Genomic DNA, 23,970 nt, shown 5'->3' with positions numbered 1-23,970 from the left:
AGTCATATGAGCAGACGCTTGATTGGCAAAGTGGCTGGCGGTGCGGCGATCATGGTGGTTGTCTCCGCCGGTCTGGTATTCGCGCCGTCGGCGCATGCGGAAGATTTCTTCTCGGCGCTGTTCGGTGCGTTCGGAGGGCGGCCTCCACAGATCCGGACGCCTTTCCCGAACGATGACATGCCGCGCTATGACGCCCCGCGACAGCGGGCCGCCTATGGCGGCGGCACGGCCTATTGCGTGCGCGGCTGCGACGGCCGCTACTTCCCGGCGCAGGGCAATGATGCCGAGAGCAAGGCGCAATCCTGCAAGAGCTTCTGTCCGGCTTCCGAGGTGTCGCTGGTCTTTGGCAGCAATATCGACGACGCCACGACCGACAAGGGAAGATCCTATTCCGAATTGCCCAATGCGTACCGTTATCGCAATGAGATCGTCGCGGGCTGCACCTGCAACGGCAAGGATCCAGTCGGACTTGCGCAGGTCAAGGTCGACGACGATCCCACCTTGCGCAAGGGCGACATCGTCGCCGGCGCCGACGGCCTCGTGGTCGCCAGCCGCAACGCCAACGACCGCCGCGGCGTCGCGATGAATTTTTCGCCGCTGCCGGAATCGGTGCGCGCAAGGTTCCGCCAGGTGCCGGTGGTGGCGAAGGAGTAGGGGCCTCAATTTCCGGTGTCGTCCCGGACAAGCGAAGCGCAGCTCCGGGATCCATAACCACAGGGCGAAGTTGCGGCACGAGCCGGCAACCACGAGTCTTCGGTAAACTGCACCCTGTGGTTATGGATCCCCGCGTTCGCGGGGACGACACAGAGGATGGGGCCGCTATACCCGCCTCCAACTCGCTTCTTTACGCCGCGCGGATCTTGCCCAGGAAGTCGCTGACCTGATGGCCGAGCTGGCGGCTTTGGGTTTCCAGCATCTCGGAGGCCTGCTTGACATTCTCCGCGGCACCGGCTGCGGTGTCGGCGTCGGCCTTCACGCCGGTGATGTTGTCCGAGACGTTCTTGGTGCCCTGCGCCGCATATTGCGTGCTGCGGGTGATCTCCTGGGTCGCCGCGCCCTGCTCCTGCACGGCGGCGGCGATCGCAGTCGCGACCTCGTTGACTTCGCCGATGATGCCGCCGATCGCCTGGATCGCATTGATGGCATCGCCCGCGACCTTCTGGATGTCGGCGATCTGCTCGGAGATCTCTTCGGTCGCCTTCGCGGTCTGGCTCGCCAACGACTTCACCTCGGAGGCCACGACCGCAAACCCGCGGCCGGCTTCCCCGGCGCGTGCCGCCTCGATCGTGGCGTTCAGGGCCAGCAGGTTGGTCTGTGCGGCGATGGTGTTGATGAGACCGACGACCTCGCCGATGCGCCCCGCCGATTGCGCGAGCCCCTGGACGGTGCTGTCGGTCTCGCGTGCCTGGTTGACGGCGCGGCTGGCAATGCCTGCGGCATGCGCGGCCTGCTGGCTGATGTCGTTGATGGATGCGCTGAGCTCCTCGGCGGCCGCCGCGACGCTGTCGACGCTGGTCGATGCGTCGTTCGAGGCCTTGCCCGCGATCTCGGCGCGTTCATTGGTCTGGCGTGACACCGCGGACAGGTCGCCCGAGGTCTTGCGCATCTCGCCGGACGCCTCGCTCAGCTCGCCCAACGACTTGTGCACCACGCCTTCGAACTCGCCGACATAGGCTTCCATCGCGCGCTGCCGCGCGGCGGCGCCGGCGTTGCGCTCGCGTTCCTGCTCTTCGATTTTCAGCTTGTCGATGGCCTGCTGCTTGAAGGTCTCCAGCGCGCCGGCGAGCGAGCCGATCTCGTCGCGTCGGTCGAGATAGCCGCTGTCGACGGCAAGATCGCCGCCGGCGACCTTGAGCATGGCGTCGCGAATCCGGTGCAGCGGCGTGATCACGCGGCGGCTGACCGCCAGCATGGCGGCGCCGGTCAGGACGATCGCGGCGATCAGCAGGGCGGTGTTGACGATCAGCAACTGCACCGCGGCCGCCCGCTGCGCGGCGGAGTGATCCTTGGCGGCCTGCAGGGCCGCGTCGGCGAGCCTCACCGCGGTCATCATGCGGGGCACCGAATAGGGGCTCCACTGGTTGGCGGTCATCGACGGCTTCTCGCCCCTGGCGACCGTCGTGATGACGCCGTCGCGCGTGGCGGCGTATTGCGGATCGAAATAGGTCGACTTGGTCTCGGTCATCGCCGCCGCCAGCGCCGGCGGCAATTGCATGCCGGACGCGGCGAGCTCGATCGCGGTCCAGGCGGTGTCGGTGCCGCCGACCAATTTGGTGTAGGTGAGCTGCACCTCGGGCGCGATCTTGCCGGCGTTGAGCGCATTGCCGACGATCTGCGAGGACTCGCCGGCCGTGTTGCGCAGCAGCCAGGCCATCTGCTTGATGGACAGGAGCTGGTCGATGGTCGCATCCTGGTGGTTGACGCTTGCCGCGAGCGCGCCCGAGAGCTTTTCGAGCTGCGCCATCAGCGCATCCTCCGTCGCGACATATTCCTTGGCGAGGCCTGCGCGGCGCTCGGCCTTGGGCTTGACGACCTCGGTCCAGAACTCGGCCTGTGCGGCCAGCAGCGTCTTGTTCAGTGCGCCGAGATCGGCGAGGAACGCCTCGCGCTGAACGACGTCGGTCGTGGGCAGGAGCTCGAGCGTGAGGGCCAGCGCCGGCATCAGGGCCGCACGCAGCTCGCGGATGTACTTCTCGATGTCCTTGTCCATCGCGACATCGGAGGTGAGCTGGCGATTGCTGGTCGAACGGTCGGCCCGGATGTTGGCCATCGCCTTGAACACTTCGGCCGAGGCTGCGGAAACTGCGACGATCCGGTTGGCCTGCTGAAGCCGGCCCCATGAGCTCCATGCGCTGATCGAGAAGCCGATGACGACGATGAATGCGGTGGAGAGGATTACCGCCTTCAGCAGCGTGGATACGGTCAGGCGATTGAGCATCGGACACCCCGGGTGCGCGTTTCGAGTTCGTGGCCCTGAACGGCAGCCCCACGAAGTTCGAAAAGACCAAGGGATGCACGCAGCAGATGCGCCCGCCAGCGGCGAGCGCGTGAGGCGCATTTGGCCCGAAAAGGGTAAAAACTTAGGCAGCGTTCCTGCCGTAAAATTACGGGGGCGCGGCGCCTCTCTCTCGATCCGCGCCTACGCCGCGCGGATCTTGCCGAGGAAGTCGCTGACCTCATGGCCGAGCTGGCGGCTCTGGCTCTCCAGCATCTCGGACGCCTGCTTCACGTTGTCGGCGGCCGCGGCCGCAGCGTCCGCATCGGCTTTGACGCCGGTGATGTTGTCCGACACGTTCTTGGTGCCCTGGGCCGCATATTGGGTGCTGCGGGTGATCTCCTGGGTCGCCGCGCCCTGCTCCTGCACGGCGGCGGCAATGGCGGTCGCGACCTCGTTGACCTCGCCGATGATGCCGCCGATGGTCTGGATCGCGTTGATGGCGTCGCCCGCGACTTTCTGGATGTCGGAGATCTGTTCGGAGATTTCCTCGGTCGCCTTCGCCGTCTGGCTTGCCAGCGACTTCACCTCGGAGGCGACCACGGCAAAGCCGCGGCCGGCTTCGCCGGCGCGTGCCGCTTCGATGGTGGCGTTGAGCGCGAGCAGATTGGTCTGCGCCGCAATGGTGTTGATCAGCCCGACGACCTCGCCGATGCGCCCCGCCGACTTCGCCAGGCCCTGCACAGTGCCGTCGGTCTCGCGCGCCTGCGTGACGGCGCGGCCGGCGATGCCGGCGGCGTGCGCGGCCTGCTGGCTGATGTCGTTGATCGAGGCCGAGAGCTCTTCGGCGGCGGCGGCTACGCTGTCGACGCTCATCGAGGCGTCGTTGGAAGCCTTGCCGGCGACCTGGACGCGATCGTTGGTCTGGCGCGACACGGCGGAGAGGTCGCCCGAGGTCTTGCGCATCTCGCCGGAGGCTTCGCTCAGTTCGCCGAGCGTCTTGCGCACCGCGCCCTCGAACTCGCCGACATAGGCCTCGACGGCGCGCTGGCGCGCGGCAGCGCCCGTATTGCGCTCGCGCTCCTGCTCTTCGATCTTGAGCTTGTCGGTGGCCTGCTGCTTGAAGGTCTCCAGCGCGCCGGCCAGTGCGCCGATCTCGTCCTGGCGATCGAGATAGCCGCTGTCGACGGCAAGGTCGCCGCCGGCGACCTTCAGCATGGCGTCGCGGATGGTGTTGAGCGGCGTGATGACGCGACGGCTCACGAGCATGACCGCGCCGACGGCAAGGCCGATGGCGAGCGCCAGCAATCCAAGCTGCACGATCAGCGCGCGCTGAGCGGTGCCGCGCTGCTCCAGCGTATGGACCTTGGCGGCGTCGAGAGCGGCTTCCGCTACGGTGACCGCGCTGGACAGGCGGCCGACCGTGAGCGGGCTCCACTGGTTGGCGGTCATCTCGGCCTTCTCGCCCTTGACCAGCGTATCAGCGAGGCGGTCCCGCAGAGTCAGATATTGCGGCTCGAAATAGCCGGTCTTGGCTGCGGCCAGGGCGGAGGCGAGCGCGGGTGACAACTGCATGCCCGAGGCTGACAATTCCAGCGCCTTCCACATCGCCGACGTGCCGCCGACATGGTGGGTGTAGTTGTTGCGGGCTTCGGGTGTGATCTTGCCGGCGGCAAGACCGGTCGAGACGACCAGCGAAGCTTCGCCCGCGGTGTTGCGGAGCAGCCAGGCGTTCTGCTTGATCGACAGCAGCTGGTCGATCACGGCGTCCTGGTGATTGACGGTGGCAGCCAGGACGTTCGACAGCTTGTCGAGCGTTTCGAGCAGGCCACCCGTCGTCTCCATATATTCCTTCGGCAGGCCGGCGCGGCGCTGATCCCTGGGCTTGGCCATATCCGCCCAGAACTGTTTCTGCTCTTCGATCAGCAGCTTGTGGAGGCGCGCGAGCTCCGGCACCAGTGTGCCCGATTGCGGGAAGTCCATGACCGGCAGCAGTTCCAGCGCGCGTGCCATTGCGGGCATCTCGGTGTCCCGGATCGCACGCAGGTATTTCTCGATCTCGGCATCCATTGGTTCGGCCGAGTTGAGCAGCCGCGTCGTGGTCGAGCGGTCGGTGCGCAGGCTGTGCATCGCCTTGAACAAATCGGCGGATGCGTCGGCGATCTGCGAGATGCGGTTGGCGGTCCTGAGGCGATCCCAGGATTCGTAGGCGGTGAGCGAGAGTGCGATCACCACGCAGATCGACGTGATCGCGATCACCGCCTTCAGCAGCGCGGATACGGTCAGACGATTCAACATCGCAGTCCCCCCAATTCCCATTTCAAAGTCGCAGGAAACGCCCCGGCAACATCGAAAACAGGGGGCGGCGGCATCGGCAATCGCAGGCCGTTTGCGGCTCACGGCCCGAACGGTTTCCGCATCTGAAAGGAAAAGGGTAAAATTTTAGGCAGAGAGCCGCATGGTAGAACTACGTAAGTACCAGAAGTTGCAGTGGGTTTCCTAAATGGAACCTGCGCGGGAGACAGGCGTTAGGACACCGTAGCAATTCGCCTGAAGGGGGGTCCTAGCAATGCTGGTCGGCGTACTCGTCACCTTTCTCGTCGTCATTCTCGTGCTTTATCTCATCAACATGCTGCCGATGGACGGTCGCGCCAAGCAGATCGCGCGCGTGATCGTCATCATCATCGGCATCGTCTCGCTGCTGAAATATCTCGCGGTGTTCTAGCAAGGGATCATAGCCCGGATGAGCGCCGCGATATCCGGGATGCCTCAAGGTCTCGGATGTCGCTATCCGGGCTGCAACTCCAAACAAAAGCCCCGGCGTGAGCCGGGGCTTCGTTCGTGCTGCGCTAGTGCAGCGACTTGAGCCAGTCGTCGACGTCCTGACGAACCTGGTCCTTGGCCTTGCCGTAACGTTCCTGGAGTCGGCCCTCGAGCTGTTCGCGGCGTCCCTCGATCAGGCTGAGGTCGTCGTCGGTGAGCTTGCCCCATTTCTCCTTGGCCGATCCCTTGAACTGCTTCCAGTTTCCTTCGATGCGATTCCAGTCCATGACCATCTCCCATGGGTTGATGGCCGTACAACGCGACCGCCGCGCGGCCGTTCCGCTGCGCGGCGCGACGTTTCGCCCGCTGCGCTCAACAAAAAAGCCCCGGCGTGAGCCGGGGCTTTCGATGTGTCGAGCCGGCTGACTATCAGCCGTTCGCCTTGGCCTCGCGGCGACGCGCGGTGAGGATGTATTCGGTGTAGCCGTTCGGCTGCTCGCGCCCCTTGAAGATCAGGTCGCTCGCCGCCTTGAAGGCGACGCCGTCGAAGGCGGGCGCCATCGGCTTGTAGATGGCATCGCCCGCGTTCTGCTTGTCGACCACGACCGCCATGCGCTTCAGCGATTCCATCACCTGCGCTTCGGTGATGACGCCCTGGTGCAGCCAGTTGGCGAGATGCTGGCTGGAGATGCGCAAGGTGGCGCGGTCTTCCATCAGGCCGACGTCGTGGATGTCGGGTACCTTGGAGCAGCCGACGCCCTGGTCGATCCAGCGCACGACATAGCCGAGGATGCCCTGGCAGTTGTTGTCGATCTCCTGCTTGACGTCATCGGGCGCCCAGTTCGACTTCGACACCGGAATGGTGAGGATGTCCGAGAGCTTTGCGCGCGGACCACCTTTGGTGAGCTCATCCTGGCGCGCGATCACATTGACCTGGTGGTAATGCAGCGCGTGCAGCGTCGCGGCGGTCGGCGAGGGCACCCAGGCCGTGGTGGCGCCGGCCTGCGGATGGCCAAGCTTCTGCGCCAGCATGTCCGCCATCTTGTCGGGCGCTGCCCACATGCCCTTGCCGATCTGGGCGTGGCCGGGCAGGCCGCAGCTCAGGCCCATGTCGACGTTCCAGTCCTCATAGGCCTTGATCCAGGCCTGCGCCTTCATCTCGTTCTTGCGGATCATCGGGCCCGCTTCCATCGAGGTGTGGATCTCGTCGCCGGTGCGGTCGAGGAAGCCGGTGTTGATGAACATGATGCGCTTGGAGGCGCGCTGGATGCAGGCCTTGAGGTTGACGGTGGTGCGCCGCTCCTCGTCCATGATTCCGACCTTGAGCGTGTTCTCCGGCAGCGAGAGCATCTTCTCGACGCGGTCGAAGATCTCGCAGGTCAGCGATACCTCATCCGGGCCGTGCATCTTCGGCTTGACGATATAGGCAGATCCCGTGCGGCTGTTCTTGACCTTGGAGTTGCCCTTGAGGTCGTGAATGGCGAGCAGGCCTGAGACGGCCGCGTCGAGCAGGCCTTCCGGAATCTCCTCGCCCTTCTCGTCCAGCACCGCGTCGGTGAACATGTGGTGACCGCAATTGCGCATCAAGAGCAGGCTGCGGCCGTGCAGCTTGACCTCGCCCTTGCCGTCCGGTGTCTTGTAGCTGCGGTCGGCGTTGAGCGAACGCGTCAGCGTCTTGCCGCCCTTCTCGAAATCGGCCGACAGCGTGCCGTTCATCAGACCGAGCGTGTTGCGGTAGACCAGCACCTTGTCCTCGGCATCGACGGCTGCGACCGAGTCCTCCATGTCGAGGATGGTGGAGACCGCGGATTCCATGATCATGTCGGCGACGCCGGCCGGATCGTCCTTGCCGATCGCGCTGCTGCGGTCGATCTTGACCTCGACATGCAGGCCGTTGTTGGCGAGCAGCACGGCCGAAGGCGCGGCCGCATCGCCCTGGAAGCCGGCGAACTGCGCGGCGTTCTTGAGCGCGGTGGCGTTGCCGCTCTTCAGCTTCACCGCGAGCTGGCCCGCGACGACGCTGTAGGCGGTGACGTCGGTATGGCTGCCGGTCGCGAGCGGCACAGCGGTATCGAGGAACGCCTTGGCCTTGGCGATCACCTTGTCGCCGCGCGCCTTGTTATAGCCCTTGCCGCTCTCGGACGGTTCGTGCGGGATGGCGTCGGTGCCGTAGAAGGCGTCATAGAGCGAACCCCAGCGCGCGTTCGCCGCGTTCAGCGCATAGCGCGCATTGGTGAGAGGCACGACGAGCTGCGGGCCGCAGATCTTGCCGATTTCCTCGTCGACATTGGCGGTCTCGACCTTCTGGGTCGCCGGCTCCGGAACGAGATAGCCGATCTCCTTCAGGAAGGCGGTATAGGCGTTGAGGTCGAACGCCTTGCCCTTGCTGGCGCGGTGCCAGTCGTCGATCTTGGCCTGCAACGTGTCGCGCACCGCCAGCAATGCGCGGTTCTTCGGCCCCAGATCCTTGATGATGGCGGCAAGCCCGGCCCAGAACGCATCCGGCGCGATCCCCGTTTTCGGGGCCGCTTCCTTGGCGATGAAATCAAACAGGACGGGAGCGATCTTCAATCCGTGGGCGTCGACGCGTTTCATGATGGGCTTTCTTGTTGGAAATGGCTGTTTTTGGCTGCTTTTGACCCGACAGCAGCAAAATGCGCCCACAAGGGAGCGGCTTTCGGGGTCTATTAGCCCCAAAATCGGGGCGGTGAGAAGACCCTCAATGGTTTGTCAAAATGTCAAGAGCAGGTGTGGCGGGCAGCTGGCTTTACAAATTTGATCCCAACCTCGCGCCACGGACACAACTGCGCTCCCTCCCCCCTTGCGGGGGAGGGCGGGGGAGAGGGGTGGCTCAGGAAAAGGTGTGTCGGGATTCGACGGGAGCGGAGTGCTCTGATTGATTGAGAGAGTCCCGTGTGGACCCCTCTCCCTAGCCCTCCCCCGCAAGGGGGGAGGGAACGCAGCTGCGCAAGCGGATGGAGCCTGCCTCAAATATTCGCGGCGAGGTCCACGGTTTCGTCGAACAGCACGCCCGTCGTCTTCAGCATCTGCTCGATCTCGTCGGCCGCCTCGGCGACGGTCCGTGTCGAGGTGTCGATCACGAGCTCGGCCGCCTGCGGCGCTTCGTAGTCGTTGCCGATGCCGGTGAACGACGCCAGCGCGCCGGCGCGAGCCTTCTTGTAGTGCCCCTTGGGATCGCGATCCTCGCAGACCTCTGCCGGCGTCGCGACATGGATCTCGCGGAACGCGGTGTCGGCGATGCGGCGCGCCGCGGCGCGGTCCTCGCGCGCGGGCGAGACCGCGGCGACGATGGCGATATGGCCGTTACGTGCGAGATGCGTTGCGACTTCGGCAAGGCGGCGGATGTTTTCGCTGCGATCGGCACTGGAGAAGCCGAGATCGCTGTTGAGCCCGGCGCGCAGCGTGTCGCCGTCGAGCAGGATCGGCGAGCCGCCATTGGTGAACAGCCGCCGTTCCAGCGCCTTGGCGAGCGTCGACTTGCCCGAGGCCGGCAGGCCGGTGAGCCAGACCACGGCGCCGTTGTGCTGATAGCGCGCGGAGCGCTCGTCCGGACGAAGTGCGGATTCCACCGGCACGATGTCGACGGGCAAGGCGCGCTGGCCGGCATCGACCGACAGCACCAGACCGCCGCCGGCGATGCGTCCGGAGACCTCGATCACGAGACGACCGGTACGCGGATTCTCGGTGTAGGGATCGGTGGCGATCGGATTCGACAGGGAGATGTCGATCTCGCCGACATGGTTGCGCCCGATCGCCTTGTTCTCGGTGCTCGAGAGCTCGCCGGGATCGACCGCCTTCTCGATCGCGACGACCGTGGCGCGACTTTCCTTCGGCCCGCAGCGGACCAGGAGCTGGTCGCCCTTGGCGAGCGGCTTGTCGTGCAGCCAGAAGATCCGCGCGCGCAGCCGCCGCGTCTCGCGCGGGGCGGCGCTCGCGTGCGCGATGATATCGCCGCGCTCGACGAACAGTTCGCGGTCGAGCGTGATTCCGACCGAGCGGCCCGCGCCCTGCCGTCCCGCAACCGGCGTCACCGGCCAGCTCTCGACCGACTTGATCTTCGCGATCTTGCCGGCCGGCATGATCACGATCTCGTCGCCGGCAATGAGGCTGCCGGATTCGATGCGGCCCGCCACGATGCGGCGGTCGTCGAACTTGTAGATCGCCTGCACCGGCAGCCGCAGCGCCAGCGCTTCCAGCGGCCGCGCCGGCTCGAGAGCGTCGAGCGCCTCGACAACCGTCGGACCCCTGTACCAGCCGATTCGGTCGGTACGATCAGCGACGCCGTCGCCGTCGCGCGCGGAGATCGGGATCACGGCCGTGGGCTTCACGCCGAGGCCGTTCAGATGCGCGGAGATCTCGTCGCTGATCTCCTTGAAACGGTCGGCGCTGAAGTCGACGCGGTCCATCTTGTTGACGACGATCGCGACCTGCTTCACGCCGAGCAGATGCAGGAGATAGCCGTGCCGCCGTGTCTGGTCGCGCACGCCTTCGAGCGCGTCGATGATCAGCACCGCGCCGTCGGCCTGCGAGGCGCCGGTGATCATGTTGCGCAGGAATTCGGCATGGCCGGGCGCGTCGATCAGAACGATGTCGCGCGAGTTGGTGCGGAAGCGGATCTGCGTGGTGTCGATGGTGATGCCCTGGTCGCGCTCGGTCTGGAGCGCATCGAGCAGGAACGACCATTCGAACGGCATGCCGCGCCGCGCGCTGACGGCTTTCAGCATGTCCAGCTTGCCGTCGGGCAGGCTGCCGGTCTCGTGCAGGAGGCGGCCGACCAGCGTCGATTTGCCGTGGTCGACATGGCCGACGATGACGATGCGGACCTGCGGACGGGTGGTGCCGTTCGGGGTGGCCGGTGAAGCGGGGGTGACGATCATGTTCATATCGCGCTCGCGTACTTGATCAGAGATAGCCGGCGACGCGCAGGCGCTCGAAGGCGTCCTCGGTCTCGTGGTCGAGTGCGCGGCCGGCGCGCTCCGGCACCTTGGTCTGTTCGAGCTCGATCAGGATCTCGTCGATGTTGGACGCGGTCGATGCGACCGGATTGGTGATGTCCTGATCCCCCAGCGAGCGATAGCGCTTGCCGTCCTTGGCGAGATATAGCGGGATGATCGGGATGTTCTCGCGCTTGGTGTAGGCCCAGATATCGGCCTCGGTCCAATGCAGGATCGGATGGATACGCAAATGCGCGCCCTGGGGCGGCGAGGCGTTGAAATGGTCCCAGAACTCCGGCGGCTGGTCGCGCACGTCCCAATTGCCTTCGAGCCCGCGCGGCGAGAACACACGCTCCTTGGCGCGCGTTGCCTCCTCGTCGCGGCGGATGCCGGCGATCAGGCCGTCAAAGCCGAATTTGCCGAGCGCCATCTTGAGGCCTTCGGTCTTGCGCGCAGCGGAGCGGGCGGCCGGCGGCAGCGTCGGATCGACGGCATCGATGGGCGGGCAGGGCTCGACGCGCAAATCGAGATCCCACTCTTTGCCGTAGTGATCTCGAAAGCGGTACATCTCCGGAAACTTCTTGCCGGTGTCGACATGCAGTGCCGGGAAGGGCACGCGGCCGAAGAACGCTTTCCGCGCCAGCCAGATCATGACGTTGGAGTCCTTCCCGAGCGACCACAACAGCGCGATCTTCTTCAGCCGGGCGAAGGCCTCGCGGAAGATGTAGATGCTCTGCGCTTCGAGCTGGTCGAGATGGTCCATGCTGGGGGCAAGGTCAGCAGAAAATTCTTGCGTGCGTGCGCGCCCAGCCGAGGCCGGGCTGCTCAGTCCGCTCGCTGCGGAATCGTCCTTGAGAAGATGCATCTCTGCCACTTTGCGTTTGGAGGCGAAAATTCTATAGTTGCGGTGCGGAAGAGAAGAAAAAATTTTCTCTTTGCGCGCCCGAAACGACACATATATAGAAAATAATTCCAGTCAACCCCGGATGTGGGGGAAGCGAGTATCGCATGCGGTTCTTGCCGGTGTTTCTCGATCTCAAGGCCGGCCCGGTGATCCTCATCGGCGCGGGTGAGCTTTTGCGTGCCAAGCTGCGCGTGCTCGCGGCTGCCGGCGCGCGCATCCGCGTGCATGCGATCGACGGTAATCAGGATCTGGGTCTCAACTCGGGGGACGCGGCGCGGATCGAGATCGCATCGGGCGATCCGCTCGCCGCCGATCTCTCGGGAGTCATCGCCGTTGTCTGCGCTGGCGCGGGCGATGTCGGCGTGGCGATGTCGGCGCGAGCGAAGGCACTGGGTCTGCCCGTCAACGTCATGGACGATCTCGAACATTCCAGCTTCATCTTCCCGGCGATCGTCGATCGCGGCGATGTCGTGGTCGCAGTCGGCACCGGCGGCACTTCGCCCGTCGTGGCACGGCGTGTGCGCGAGAAGATCGAGGCGCTGCTGCCGGCCCGTCTCGGCGAGCTCGCCGAGTTCATCGGCGGCTTCCGCAAGTCCATCAACGAGCGCATCGTCGAGTTTCCGCTGCGCCGCCGGTTCTGGGAGCGCGTCATCGACGGCCCGATCGGCGCCGCCGTGCTCGGCGGCCGCAGGAGCGAGGCGGACGCCGCGCTCAAGGCGATTGCCGATCCCTCCGAATTCGCGCGTGCCGACAAGCCGGAAGGCTCGGTCGCGCTGGTCGGCGCCGGTCCCGGCGATCCCGATCTTCTCACCATCAAGGCGCTGCGCGCATTGCAGGACGCCGACATCGTCTTCCATGACGAGCTGGTCTCGGGCGAAATTCTCGACCGCATCCGCCGTGACACCACGCGCGTTGCCGTCGGCCGCCGCGTCGGCAAGCCCGGCATCGGCCAGGACGCCATCAACAAGCGCATGATCGAGGCCGCGCAATCCGGTCAGCGCGTGGTGCGGCTGAAGGGCGGCGATCCCTTCGTGTTCGGCCGCGGTGGCGAAGAGGTCGAAGCGCTGCGCGCGGCGGGCGTCGCCTATTCGATCATTCCCGGCATCACCGCGGGGCTCGGCGGCGCCGCCGATTTCGAGGTGCCGCTCACCTACCGTCACGAAGCGACCCGCATCACCTTCCTCACCGCGCACAAGGCGCGCGATGCCGAAGTCGTGGACTGGTCGACGATGACCGACACCAGAATGACCATCGTGGTCTACATGGGCAGGACCGCCGCGCCCGCAGTGCGCGCTGGCCTGTTCGCCGCCGGCCGTTCGCCGGAGACGCCGGTCGGCGTGTTCGCGCGCGTGACGCGTCCCGATGCGCAGGGCGCGATTGGCACGCTGCGCGACCTCCCTGAACTCGTGCGGCGGGTCAGCGGCGGTCCTGCCATTCTCATCATCGGCGAGGTGGTCCGGCATGCCGGTTCCCTTCGTCGCGACACCCCAAAGCAAATCATCTCTGACCTATTGGATGCAGCCGAATGACCTCCCCGCTCGAACAGAAGAAGATCAAGATCGCCGGTCCCTCGATCGTGACCGCCAACCGGACCTGGGACGGCATCGTGGTTTATCGCACCGCCGCCAAGAGCTGGTCCGCGGACCTGTCGGAAGCTGCGATCGTGCGCAACTCCGACGAGGCCAAAGCGTTGCTTGCGGAGTCCGTCGCCGATGACGTCGGCGCGATCGGTCCCTATATCGCCCCGGTGCAGGTCGGCGCGGACGGCAAGATCGAACCCGGCAATCTGCGCGAACAGATTCGCCGCACCGGTGTGACCATCGGACAGTCGGCCCAGGCTTAAGGCGCTTTCCTATGTATGCTTACGACGAAATCGATCGCACGCTCGTCAATGAGCGCGTCTCGGAGTTCCGCGACCAGGTGAAGCGGCGCCTCTCCGGCGAGCTCACCGAGGACGAGTTCAAGATCCTGCGCCTGCAGAACGGCGTCTATCTGCAATTGCACGCCTACATGTTCCGCGTTGCGATCCCTTATGGCACGCTGGCGACGAACCAGTTGCGTGCGCTCGCCCACGTCGCGCGCAAATACGATCGCGGCTACGGCCATTTCACTACCCGGCAGAACATTCAGTTCAACTGGATCAAGCTCGCCGAGCTGCCGGACGCGCTGGAAGATCTCGCCAAGGTCGGCATTCACGCGATGCAGACCTCCGGCAACAACATGCGCAACGTCACCTCGGACCAGTGGGCCGGCGTCGCGCCGGGCGAGATCGAGGATCCCCGCATCTGGTCGGAGCTGATCCGCCAGCACACCACGCTGCATCCGGAGTTCTCGTTCCTGCCGCGCAAGTTCAAGATCGCGATCACCGCGTCGGACCACGACCGCGCCGCGATCAAGATCCACGACATCGGCCTCCGCCTGATCAAGAACGAGAACGGCGAGACCGGCTTCGAGGTGCTGGTCGGCGGCGGTCTCGGCCGCACGCCGTTCATCGCCAAGACCATCAAGCACTTCGTGCACGGCCGGGATATCCTCAGCTACATCGAGGCGATCCTGCGCGTGTACAATCAGTATGGCCGCCGCGACAACATCTACAAGGCGCGCATCAAGATCCTGGTGCACGAGCTCGGCATCGAGAAGTTCTCCCGCGAAGTCGAGGAGGAGTGGCAGCACATCCGCAACTCCTCGCTCCAGATCGACGACGAGGTGATCGAGGACATCCGCTCGCGCTTCACCTATCCGGCCTACGAAAAGCTGCCGCACATGCCGGACGAGCTTCGGCAGGCGGCGGCCGATCCCGATTTCGAAGCGTGGCGCAAGAACTCGGTGGCCCCGCACAAGAACCAGGGCTACTCCATCGTCACGATCTCGCTGAAGCCGATTGGCGCGCCTCCGGGCGATGCCACGGCGGAGCAGATGGATGCGCTGGCCGATCTCGCCGACAAATATTCCTTCGGTGAGATCCGCGTTGGCCACGAGCAGAACCTGGCGCTGCCGCATGTCGCCAAGCGCGACTTGCCGGCGCTGTGGAAGGCGCTCGACAAGCTTGGCCTCGCGACGCCGAACGTCAATTTGATCACCGACATCATCGCCTGCCCGGGCCTCGACTATTGCTCGCTGGCGAATGCGCGCTCGATCCCGATCGCACAGGAGCTGACGCGGCGCTTCGCCAACCACGAGCTCGCCAACCTGATCGGCCGACTCCACATCAACATCTCCGGCTGCATCAACGCCTGTGGCCATCACCATGTCGGCCATATCGGCATTCTCGGCGTCGAGAAGAACGGCGAGGAGGTCTACCAGATCACCATCGGCGGCCGTGCCGACGAGAACGCCGCGCTCGGGAACCTGATCGGGCCGGGCGTCAAGTTCGACGAGGTCGCCGACGTCGTCGAGGACATCGTGGAAGCCTATCTGGCGCTGCGCGAGCGGCCCGATGAGCTGTTCATGGACACAGTGAAACGCCTCGGCGTCGAACCCTTCAAGGAGCGCGTTTATGCCACTCGTTAACGGCGGAAAGATCGCCGATGACAGCTTCGTCAAGCTGGCCGTCGACACGCCGCTGCCCGAGGGCGGCGACATCCTGGTGCCGGCCGAGCGCTTCATCGGCGAGGCCGATGCGCTGCTCAAGCGCGCCGGCAAGGTCGGCGTGATCTGGCCGAACAACCGCGACATCGCCGAACTGGTCCCCTATCTCGGCAAGATCGCCGTCGTTGCGCTTGTGTTCCCGACCTTCCGCGACGGCCGCGCCTACAGCCAGGCCCGGCTGCTGCGCGAGCGTTACAATTTCCGCGGCGAATTGCGCGCCACCGGCCAGGTGCTGCGCGACCAGTTCGTGTTCATGCTGCGCGCCGGCTTCGATGCCTTCGACGTCAAGAAGCAGGCCGACGCGGAAGCCTTCATGCAGACCGCGAAGCGCTATTCGGTGTTTTACCAGCCGACCGGTGATGGCCGCATCACGGCCTTGCACCGGCGCATGCAGCTGCGTCATTCCGAAGGCGTCGGCACGTGAACGCGATCGCGCCTCAGGTTTCGTCGACGTCAGTCTCTGCGCTTCCGTCGGCGGACGAACTCGATCGCGCGCTGCGCGATGCCTCGCCCGCCGAGATCATCGCTGCGGCGCTGAAGACGGTCGGGCGCGAAAAGCTGGCGCTGGTGTCGTCGTTCGGCACGGAATCGGCGACGCTGCTGAAGGTCATGGCGGACGTCGATCCCGCGATCCCCGTGGTCTTCCTCGATACCGGCTGGCTGTTCGAGGAGACGCTGGCCTATCGCGACACGCTGATCGCGACGCTTGGCCTGAAGGACGTGCGTTCGATCAAGCCTGCGGAAGAAACATTGTCGCGTGACGATCCCGATCGCGACCTCTGGTTCTCCGATCCCGACGCCTGCTGCCGCATTCGTAAAGTCGAGCCGCTGGCGCGGGCACTGAAGCCGTTCTCGGCCTGGCTCAACGGCCGCAAGCGCTTCCAGGGCAATGCGCGCGCCGACATTCCGGTGGTCGAAGACGATGGCGCGCGGTTGAAGTTCAACCCCTTCGCCAACGTCTCGCGCGAGGAACTCGAGGCCATCTTCGTCCGCGCCAAATTGCCGCGTCATCCATTGGCCGCCTCCGGTTTCCTGTCGGTTGGGTGTATGCCTTGCACGAGCAGAACGGCCGAGGGTGAGGATGAACGTGCCGGTCGCTGGCGCGGCCGGGCCAAGACAGAATGCGGCATCCACACGATGAAGACTTCGTAGCACAGTCACGCTGCCACGCTGCGAACAAGAAAATCCGGTTTCGTTGACTTAAGCGCGTTTCGCCGCGAGTTTCGCCTGCCTTCGCTGACACTGACGTCGTCGAAGTGAATGGAGATGGACATGATCCGCCGTATCGTTCCGCTCGCTGCAGGACTTCTCGCGACGGGTTTCTTGGCAAGCGCGGCTCTCGCTGCTGACATCAATCTGCTCAACGTGTCGTATGATCCGACGCGCGAGCTCTATGCCGAATTCAACAAGGCGTTCGCGAATGCCTATCAGAAGGAAACCGGCAAGAGCGTCGAGATCAAGCAGTCGCATGGCGGCAGCGGTTCGCAGGCGCGCGCCGTGATCGACGGATTGCAGGCCGATGTGGTGACGCTCGCGCTCGCCTACGACATCGACGCGATCGCCGGCAAGGGCCTCACGGCGACGGACTGGCAGAAGCGGTTACCGCAGAATGCGTCGCCCTACACCTCCACCATCGTGTTCCTGGTGCGCAAGGGCAATCCCAAGGCGATCAAGGACTGGGACGATCTGATCAAGCCGGGCGTTGCCGTGATCACGCCGAACCCGAAGACATCGGGCGGCGCGCGCTGGAATTATCTGGGGGCCTGGGGCTTTGCGCAGAAGAAATACGGCTCCGCCGACAAGGCCAAGGACTTCATCGGAAAGCTCTACCAGCAGGTGCCGGTGCTCGATACCGGCGCGCGCGGCGCGACCGTGACCTTCGTCGAGCGGGGCGTCGGCGACGTGCTGCTCGCCTGGGAGAACGAGGCGTTTCTCGCCCTGAAGGAATTCGGCCGGGAGAAATTCGAGATTGTGGCGCCGCCACAATCGATCCTCGCCGAGCCGCCGGTCGCGATCGTCGACAAGGTTGCCGACAAAAAGGGCACCCGCAATGCCGCCGATGCCTACCTCCAGTACTGGTACACCAAGGAGGGGCAGGAGATAGCCGCGCGCAACTTCTACCGCCCGCGCGATGCCGAGATTGCCAAAAAATACGAAAACGCCTTCGCAAAGGTCGAACTATTCACGATCGACGACGTTTTCGGTGGTTGGACCAAGGCGCAGAAGGAACATTTCGCCGACGGCGGTATCTTTGACCAGATCTATAAGAACTGATCTGGCGCTGTCTTAGGGCTTTAGCAGGGGGCCTGGTGAGCGCACTCGCAGCACGACGCCGGACATTGCCGGGCTTCGGTCTCACCATGGGACTGACGCTTTCCTGGCTGTCGATCATCATCCTGATTCCGCTCGCCGGGCTGTTCCTGAAATCGCTCGAGCTCAGCCCCGAGCAGTTCTGGAATATCCTTGCCAGCCGCCGCACCCTGAATGCCCTGCGGGTTTCCTTCGGCCTCGCGTTCGCGGCGGCCTGCGTCAACCTCGTCATGGGCAGCATCATCGTCTGGGCACTGGTGCGCTATCGCTTCCCCGGCCGCCGCCTGTTCGACGCCATCGTCGACGTGCCCTTCGCGCTGCCGACGGCGGTCGCCGGCGTCGCGCTGACCGCGCTGTTCGCCGAGAAGGGTTGGCTGGGGGCGCCGCTCGCGGCGCTCGGCATCAAGGTGGCGTTCACGCCGGTCGGCATCTTCGTCGCCATGATCTTCATCGGCATTCCCTTCGTGGTGCGCACGGTGCAGCCGGTGCTGCAGGATCTCGACCCCGAGATCGAGGAAGCCGCGGGCAGCCTGGGCGCCAGCCGCTGGCAGACCATCATCCGCGTGATCCTGCCCTCGCTTGCGCCGGCGCTGCTCACCGGGCTCGCGCTCGCCTTCGCCCGCGCTGTCGGTGAATACGGCTCGGTGATCTTCATTGCCGGCAATCTGCCGAACGTCTCCGAGATCGCACCGCTCTTGATCGTGATCCGGCTGTCCGAGTTCCGCTACGCCGACGCGACCGCCATCGCGGTGGTCATGCTCGTCGTCTCCTTCGTCATCATTTTCGCCGTCAACCGGCTCCAGCGCTGGGCGCGGAGCCGGATCCCGGCGCGCTGAGGGCGAACCATGACGATGCAAATCGCAGACACCGTCTCGCTTTCGGCCCCCGACGCCAGGGCACGTGCGAAGGCCCGGGCACATGCGGCGGCGGCGCGAGACAATTTGCGCACCGAGCCGCGCGCGGTGCGCATCACCATCATCGCGCTGGCGATCATCTTTCTTTCCGTCTTCGTCGTGCTGCCGCTGGTGGTGGTGTTCGCGCAGGCCTTTTCGAAGGGGATTCTCGCCTATCTCTCCGCGCTCGCCGAGCCGGAGGCCCTGTCCGCGATCAAGCTGACCCTGATCGTCGCGGCGATCTCGGTCGGCCTCAACCTTGTCTTCGGCCTCGTCGCTGCCTGGGCGATTGCAAAATTCGATTTCCCGGGCAAGACCTTCCTGATCACGCTGATCGACCTGCCGTTTTCGGTCAGCCCGGTGATCTCCGGCCTCGTCTTCGTGCTGCTGTTCGGCGCGCAGGGTTATTTCGGCGGCTGGCTCAGGGATCACGACATCCAGATCCTGTTCGCCGTGCCCGGCATCGCGCTCGCCACCACCTTCGTGACCTTCCCGTTCGTCGCGCGCGCGCTGATCCCCTTGATGCAGGAGCAGGGCACGCAGGAGGAGGAGGCCGCGGTTTCGCTCGGCGCTTCGGGCTTGCAGACCTTCTTCCGCGTCACCCTGCCCAACATCAAATGGGGCGTGCTCTACGGCGTCCTGCTCTGCAATGCGCGCGCGATGGGCGAGTTCGGCGCGGTCTCCGTCGTCTCCGGCCATATCCGCGGCGAGACCAACACGATGCCGCTGCTGGTCGAGATTCTCTACAACGAATACCAGTTCGTCGCCGCCTTCGCGATCGCCTCGCTGCTGGCGATGCTGGCGCTGATCACGCTGATCGCAAAGACGGTTCTCGAACGTCACCTCGACGAAGGACACGATGCAAGTGACCATTGAAGTCAAAAATCTCGTCAAGAAGTTCGGCAGTTTTGCCGCCCTCGACGGCGTCGACCTCAAGGTCGACAATGGTGAATTGCTGGCGCTGCTCGGTCCATCAGGCTCCGGCAAGACCACGCTGCTGCGGATCATCGCCGGCCTCGACTGGCCTGATTCCGGCGAGGTCTCCTTCAATGGCGAGGACGCGCTGGCGCAGGGCGCGCGCGAGCGGCATGTCGGCTTCGTGTTCCAGCATTACGCGCTGTTCCGCCACATGACCGTGTTCGAGAACGTCGCCTTCGGCCTGCGCGTGCAGCCGCGTGCGGTGCGCAAGGACGAAGCCGCGATCCGGGCGCGGGTCAAGGAGCTGCTCGACCTTGTGCAGCTCGACTGGCTCGCCGACCGCTATCCGAGCCAGCTCTCCGGCGGCCAGCGCCAGCGCATTGCGCTCGCCCGCGCACTGGCGATCGAGCCGCGCATCCTGTTGCTCGACGAGCCCTTCGGCGCGCTCGATGCCAAGGTGCGGAAAGAGCTGCGCCGATGGCTGCGCTCGCTGCATCACGAGATCAACGTCACCTCCATCTTCGTCACCCACGACCAGGAGGAGGCGCTCGAAGTCGCCAACCGCGTCGTCGTCATGGACAAGGGCAGGATCGAGCAGATCGGCTCGCCCGATGACGTCTACGAGACCCCGGCGACGGCCTTCGTGCACGGCTTCATCGGCGAGTCCATCGAGCTGCCGGTCCAGGTCGAAGGCGGCGTGATCAGGCTGGGTGACCGGCCGCTCACCCTGGCCGCGGACGGGCTTGCGCCTGGCGCGTCAAAACTGTTCGTGCGGCGACATGACATGCTGGTCGGGCCCCCCGGCAGCGGCGCCTTCGAGGGCGCGGTTCAACACGTCCGCAATTTCGGTCCCGTGCAGCGCGCGGAGGTTGCCTTGCTCGGCGGCGAGACCATCGAGATCGACGCCCCCCGAGATCGGGAACTGCGTGCCGGCGACACGATCGGCCTGGAGCCCCGCCGCTACCGGATATTTGCGGGCGCCTGAGCCGTCTCGATCCGTCAAATTTTCCTCAAAATTCACCTTTCAGCCACGGTTGGTATGCAACAACGGCCCCTGATTTGGGGGCTCCTGTTCATGCGCGCCGCGGCCGCAATACTCATCACTTTGCTGCTCGCCGGCTGCGCCGGCAACGAGGCACCGGTCCAGCAGCCGTCCATGTATGCCGATATGGCGGTCCCGGGCTCCAAGCTCGATGCGCAGGCGGCCGCGATCATGATCTCGCAATACCGCCAGAACAACGCTCTCGGCACCGTCGTCATCGACCCCGACCTGATGCGGCTCGCCGAATCCCAGTCCCAGGCTATGGCTGCGGCCAACAAGATGGATCACGACGTCCGCGCGCCGCTGGCCAAGCGCCTGGCCACCGGCGGCTATCCCGCCACCGTTGCCGTCGAGAACGTCTCGGCCGGCTATCATACGCTGGCGGAAGCGTTTTCCGGCTGGCGTGACTCGCCACCCCACCGCGCCAACATGCTCAAGGGCGGTGTCACAAAACTGGGCATCGCGGCGAGCTATGCTCCCGGCACCAAATACAAGGTGTTCTGGACCATGATCCTGGCCTCCACGGAGCCCCGATAAGCCAGACTTGATCCCGGGATGCATTGACGCCGCGGCGGAGGGTCGCCACGGTGGCGCGCCTTTTGCTATTGTTCCTGTATGACCGATCGTAGCCCGGAATCCGCCAGCATCCCCGCGAATGCGCAACGCGTCCTGGTCCTCCAGGGCGGCGGCGCGCTTGGCTCCTATCAGGCCGGCGCCTATCAGGCGCTGTGCGGCCACGGCTTCGAGCCGGAATGGGTCGCCGGCATCTCGATCGGCGCGGTCAACGCCGCCATCATCGCCGGCAACGAGGGCCCGACGCGCGTCAAGCGGCTCAAGGAATTCTGGGAGATGGTCTCCGCGCCGGTGCCGTGGAAACCGATCGGCAAGAGCGACCACAGCCGCGAGCTGTTCAATTCGACCAGTGCCGCGCTGATCGCGACCTTCGGCGTACCCGGCTTCTTCACCCCGCGGATTCCGCCGGCGCCGCTCTGGCCGCCCGGCAGCCCGCAGGCCGAGAGCTATTACGACACCGCGCCGCTGAAGAAGACGCTGGAGCGTCTGGTCGATTTCGACCGCATCAATGACCTGAAGACGCGCCTGTCGGTCGGCGCAGTCGGCGTCACCTCCGGCAACTTCAAATATTTCGACAATTACGAGTTCAAGAAGCTCGGCAAGACCATCGGCCCCGAGCACATCATGGCCTCCGGCGCGCTGCCGCCCGGCTTTCCCTCCGTGATTATCGAGGGCGAGCATTACTGGGACGGCGGCATCGCTTCCAACACCCCGCTCGACTACGTGCTCGATGCCGAGGTCGATCGCGATATGCTGATCTTCCAGGTCGACCTGTTCTCCGCCCGCGGCGATCTGCCGAATTCGCTGCTGGAGGCCACCGAGCGCGAGAAGGACATCCGCTTCTCCAGCCGGACGCGGATGAACACCGACAAGAACAAGCAGTTGCACAACGCCCGCAGGGCCGTGCGCGACCTGATCGGCAAATTGCCGGACTATCTCAAGAACGATCCTTCCGTCGAATTCCTGGCGAAGGTGTCGCGCGAAAGCACCGTCACCGTCGTGCATCTGATCTACCGCAGCAAGAACTACGAATCCTCGTCCAAGGATTACGACTTCTCGCACGTCGCCATGGTCGAGCATTGGGAGGCCGGCGTGCACGACGTGCATCTGTCGATGCGCCACAAGGACTGGCTCGAGCGGCCGCAGTCCGGCGAGACCATGGTGACTTACGATCTCACGGGGGACGTCACCGCGCCCCCGGCAAAAAGGAGCGAATAGAATGGGTAGTCTGTCAGGCAAGAATGCCGTCGTGACCGGGTCCACCAGCGGCATCGGGCTCGCCTACGCACGCGCCTTCGCCGCCGCCGGCGCCAATGTCGTCATCAACGGCTTCGGCACGCCGGAGGACATTGAGAAGGAGCGCGCGAAGATCGAGGCGGACTTCAAGGTGAAGGCGATCTATTCGCCCGCCGACATGACCAAGCCGGCCGAGATCGCCGGCATGATCGCGCTCGGCGAGAAGACCTTTGGTTCAGTCGACATCCTCGTCAACAATGCCGGCATCCAGTTCGTCTCGCCGATCGAGGAGTTTCCGCTCGAGAAGTGGGACCAGATCATCGCCATCAACCTGTCCTCCGCCTTCCACGCCATCCGTGCCGCCGTGCCCGGCATGAAGAAGAAAGGCTGGGGCCGCATCATCAACACGGCATCGGCGCATTCGCTGGTCGCCTCGCCCTTCAAGTCGGCCTACGTCTCGGCCAAGCACGGCATCGCAGGCCTGACCAAGACCGTGGCGCTGGAGGTCGCGACCCACAAGATCACCTGCAACTGCATCAGCCCCGGCTACGTCTGGACGCCGCTGGTGGAGAGGCAGATCCCCGACACGATGAAGGCGCGCAATCTGACGCGCGAGCAGGTCATCAACGACGTTCTGCTCGACGCGCAGCCGACCAAGGAGTTCGTGACGTCCGAGCAGGTCGCCGCATTGGCGCTGTTCCTGTGCGGCGATGATGCCGCCCAGATCACCGGCACCAATCTCTCGATCGACGGTGGCTGGACGGCGGAGTAAGCACGCACTCTGTCATGCCCCGGCTTGACCGGGGCATCCAGTACGCCGCGGCCTATCGACTTTATCACTGCTGTCTCTGGAATACTGGATCGCCCGGTCAAGCCGGGCGATGACAGCGAGAGTGGGGCGCCTCGTCTGGCCTAATGCCCCCAGGCCAGCGCCGTCACGAAAGCCGACGACAGGTTCAGCTCCGCAAACATGATCTTGCCTGCGACCACGAACAGCACGCTGGCAAGCGTCAGCCGCAGCACCGTCTCGGGCACCCGCGTCGCGCTGTAGCTGCCGACGATGATGCCTGGCAGCGAGCCCAGCAGCAGCACGCCCATCAGCGCCCAATCGACGTCGCCGAGCGCCCAGTGCCCGATGCCGGCGACCAGCGTCAGCGGCACCGCATGGGCGATGTCGGAGCCGACGATGGTTGCCATGGGCAGGCGAGGGTAGAGCAGCAGCAGCACGGTCACGCCGACCGCACCGGCGCCGACCGACGAAATCGACACCAGCACGCCGAGCACGATGCCGGTGACGACGGTGGCAATCGCGGTGGTGCGCTCGTCGACCTGCTCGAGGCGCCGGCGATAGCGCTCCATGATCGCCCTGCGGAAGATCAGGGAGGTGGCAGTCAGGAGGAGGGCGAAGCACAGCACGAGATTGACGAGGCTGCGCTCGGAATCGCTTCTGAGGTCGAGCTTCCACAGCACCAGCAGCGTCACTGCGCTCGCGGGAATGCTGCCGCAGGCGAGCCGCAGCACCGCCGGCCAGTGGACGCTGCGCGACCAGCCATGCACCACGCTGCCGCCGGTCTTGGTGGCGGCGGCATAGAGCAGATCGGTGCCGACCGCGGTGGAGGGATGAACACCGAACAGCAGGATCAGCAGCGGCGTCATCAGGGAACCGCCGCCCACGCCGGTCATCCCGACGAGCAGGCCGACGCCGAAACCGGAGGCGACGTAGAGTGGATCGATCATGTCTGGAGAATCTTAGGTTGATCTCGTCGGTTGGGCAATACGACGTAGAATAAACTTTCCCTGGGACGCAACCGCTTGGGCGGAATAAGAAAAATTGTGCTGCGCGGCGGAAATGG

General features: G+C 65.1%; 21 protein-coding genes. 14 read left to right on the top strand and 7 right to left on the bottom strand.

Annotation, left to right across the window (positions count from 1 at the left end; all coding sequences use genetic code 11):
* The first annotated feature begins 6 nt into the window (after positions 1-6).
* Complete coding sequence (locus AABA84_RS25745) at positions 7-654, top strand: DUF2865 domain-containing protein (protein ID WP_212245491.1); 648 nt, start codon at positions 7-9, stop codon at positions 652-654.
* 190 nt (positions 655-844) lie between these two features.
* On the opposite strand, the gene AABA84_RS25740 is transcribed toward AABA84_RS25745, so the two are convergent.
* Together AABA84_RS25740 and AABA84_RS25735 are read right to left on the bottom strand one after the other, a co-directional pair.
* Positions 845-2,938 carry a methyl-accepting chemotaxis protein gene (locus AABA84_RS25740; RefSeq protein WP_338313589.1) on the bottom strand — a complete coding sequence of 698 codons (2,094 nt, stop codon included), beginning with the start codon at positions 2,936-2,938 and terminating at the stop codon, positions 845-847.
* Between the two features lie 201 nt (positions 2,939-3,139).
* A complete protein-coding gene (locus AABA84_RS25735; protein WP_338313588.1) occupies positions 3,140-5,233 on the bottom strand; it encodes a methyl-accepting chemotaxis protein in 2,094 nt (697 codons plus the stop codon).
* A gap of 271 nt (positions 5,234-5,504) precedes the next feature.
* Between AABA84_RS25735 and AABA84_RS25730 the strand changes: the two genes are divergently transcribed.
* Positions 5,505-5,660 (top strand): Thivi_2564 family membrane protein, encoded by a 156-nt coding sequence (locus tag AABA84_RS25730; RefSeq protein WP_008546817.1) that lies wholly within the window; start codon positions 5,505-5,507, stop codon positions 5,658-5,660.
* Positions 5,661-5,784: 124 nt separating this feature from the next.
* On the opposite strand, the gene AABA84_RS25725 is transcribed toward AABA84_RS25730, so the two are convergent.
* From AABA84_RS25725 to cysD, 4 genes are all read right to left on the bottom strand, one after another.
* Positions 5,785-5,985: a CsbD family protein gene (locus tag AABA84_RS25725; RefSeq protein ID WP_164718867.1), complete on the bottom strand. Its 201-nt coding sequence runs from the start codon at positions 5,983-5,985 to the stop codon at positions 5,785-5,787.
* Positions 5,986-6,127: 142 nt separating this feature from the next.
* A complete protein-coding gene (locus AABA84_RS25720) occupies positions 6,128-8,293 on the bottom strand; it encodes a malate synthase G (RefSeq protein WP_338313587.1) in 2,166 nt (721 codons plus the stop codon).
* A gap of 392 nt (positions 8,294-8,685) precedes the next feature.
* A complete protein-coding gene (cysC, locus tag AABA84_RS25715; protein WP_212245483.1) occupies positions 8,686-10,602 on the bottom strand; it encodes an adenylyl-sulfate kinase in 1,917 nt (638 codons plus the stop codon).
* A gap of 19 nt (positions 10,603-10,621) precedes the next feature.
* Positions 10,622-11,416: a sulfate adenylyltransferase subunit CysD gene (gene cysD / locus AABA84_RS25710; protein ID WP_026202064.1), complete on the bottom strand. Its 795-nt coding sequence runs from the start codon at positions 11,414-11,416 to the stop codon at positions 10,622-10,624.
* A gap of 245 nt (positions 11,417-11,661) precedes the next feature.
* Here cysD and cysG point away from each other — a divergent pair, with 245 nt between their 5' ends.
* The 12 genes from cysG to AABA84_RS25650 all read left to right on the top strand — a co-directional run bounded on the left by cysG (position 11,662) and on the right by AABA84_RS25650 (position 22,889).
* Positions 11,662-13,086, top strand: a complete 1,425-nt coding sequence (cysG, locus tag AABA84_RS25705; RefSeq protein WP_212245481.1) for a siroheme synthase CysG — start codon at positions 11,662-11,664, stop codon at positions 13,084-13,086.
* Entirely contained in the window at positions 13,083-13,400 is a 318-nt protein-coding gene (locus tag AABA84_RS25700; RefSeq protein ID WP_135166566.1) for a DUF2849 domain-containing protein, read from the top strand. The genes cysG and AABA84_RS25700 overlap by 4 nt, the downstream gene beginning before the upstream one ends.
* Positions 13,401-13,411: 11 nt before the next feature.
* A complete protein-coding gene (locus AABA84_RS25695; RefSeq protein WP_212245479.1) occupies positions 13,412-15,067 on the top strand; it encodes a nitrite/sulfite reductase in 1,656 nt (551 codons plus the stop codon).
* Complete coding sequence (locus tag AABA84_RS25690; RefSeq protein WP_212245477.1) at positions 15,054-15,569, top strand: DUF934 domain-containing protein; 516 nt, start codon at positions 15,054-15,056, stop codon at positions 15,567-15,569. Before AABA84_RS25695 ends, AABA84_RS25690 begins: the two co-directional genes overlap by 14 nt.
* The gene (locus AABA84_RS25685) at positions 15,566-16,297 is read left to right on the top strand and encodes a phosphoadenylyl-sulfate reductase (RefSeq protein ID WP_212245470.1); all 732 of its coding nucleotides are present in this window, start codon (positions 15,566-15,568) and stop codon (positions 16,295-16,297) included. The genes AABA84_RS25690 and AABA84_RS25685 overlap by 4 nt, the downstream gene beginning before the upstream one ends.
* Before the next feature lie 108 nt (positions 16,298-16,405).
* Positions 16,406-17,419 (top strand): sulfate ABC transporter substrate-binding protein, encoded by a 1,014-nt coding sequence (locus tag AABA84_RS25680; RefSeq protein ID WP_283814234.1) that lies wholly within the window; start codon positions 16,406-16,408, stop codon positions 17,417-17,419.
* A gap of 35 nt (positions 17,420-17,454) precedes the next feature.
* Positions 17,455-18,291 carry a sulfate ABC transporter permease subunit CysT gene (gene cysT, locus AABA84_RS25675; protein WP_212245466.1) on the top strand — a complete coding sequence of 279 codons (837 nt, stop codon included), beginning with the start codon at positions 17,455-17,457 and terminating at the stop codon, positions 18,289-18,291.
* 9 nt (positions 18,292-18,300) lie between these two features.
* On the top strand, positions 18,301-19,224 hold the full coding sequence (gene cysW / locus AABA84_RS25670) for a sulfate ABC transporter permease subunit CysW (RefSeq protein ID WP_212245464.1): 924 nt from the start codon (positions 18,301-18,303) through the stop codon (positions 19,222-19,224).
* The gene (locus AABA84_RS25665) at positions 19,214-20,251 is read left to right on the top strand and encodes a sulfate/molybdate ABC transporter ATP-binding protein (protein WP_338305639.1); all 1,038 of its coding nucleotides are present in this window, start codon (positions 19,214-19,216) and stop codon (positions 20,249-20,251) included. The genes cysW and AABA84_RS25665 overlap by 11 nt, the downstream gene beginning before the upstream one ends.
* Positions 20,252-20,341: 90 nt before the next feature.
* Entirely contained in the window at positions 20,342-20,845 is a 504-nt protein-coding gene (locus tag AABA84_RS25660; protein ID WP_018318739.1) for a CAP domain-containing protein, read from the top strand.
* Between the two features lie 78 nt (positions 20,846-20,923).
* Positions 20,924-22,099, top strand: coding sequence for a DUF3734 domain-containing protein (locus AABA84_RS25655; RefSeq protein WP_212245460.1), 1,176 nt, complete (start codon positions 20,924-20,926; stop codon positions 22,097-22,099).
* Position 22,100: 1 nt separating this feature from the next.
* A complete protein-coding gene (locus AABA84_RS25650) occupies positions 22,101-22,889 on the top strand; it encodes a 3-hydroxybutyrate dehydrogenase (protein WP_028142057.1) in 789 nt (262 codons plus the stop codon).
* A gap of 140 nt (positions 22,890-23,029) precedes the next feature.
* Here AABA84_RS25650 and AABA84_RS25645 read toward each other — a convergent pair whose 3' ends face one another.
* Entirely contained in the window at positions 23,030-23,854 is an 825-nt protein-coding gene (locus AABA84_RS25645; protein WP_212245458.1) for a sulfite exporter TauE/SafE family protein, read from the bottom strand.
* Between the last annotated feature and the right edge of the window lie 116 nt (positions 23,855-23,970).

Origin of the sequence: Bradyrhizobium sp. TM239 (assembly GCF_036247985.1) — a bacterium.
Taxonomy (GTDB): domain Bacteria; phylum Pseudomonadota; class Alphaproteobacteria; order Rhizobiales; family Xanthobacteraceae; genus Bradyrhizobium; species Bradyrhizobium ottawaense.
Note: the sequence above shows the minus strand (reverse complement) of the source record. Positions and strands in the feature narration are given on the sequence as shown.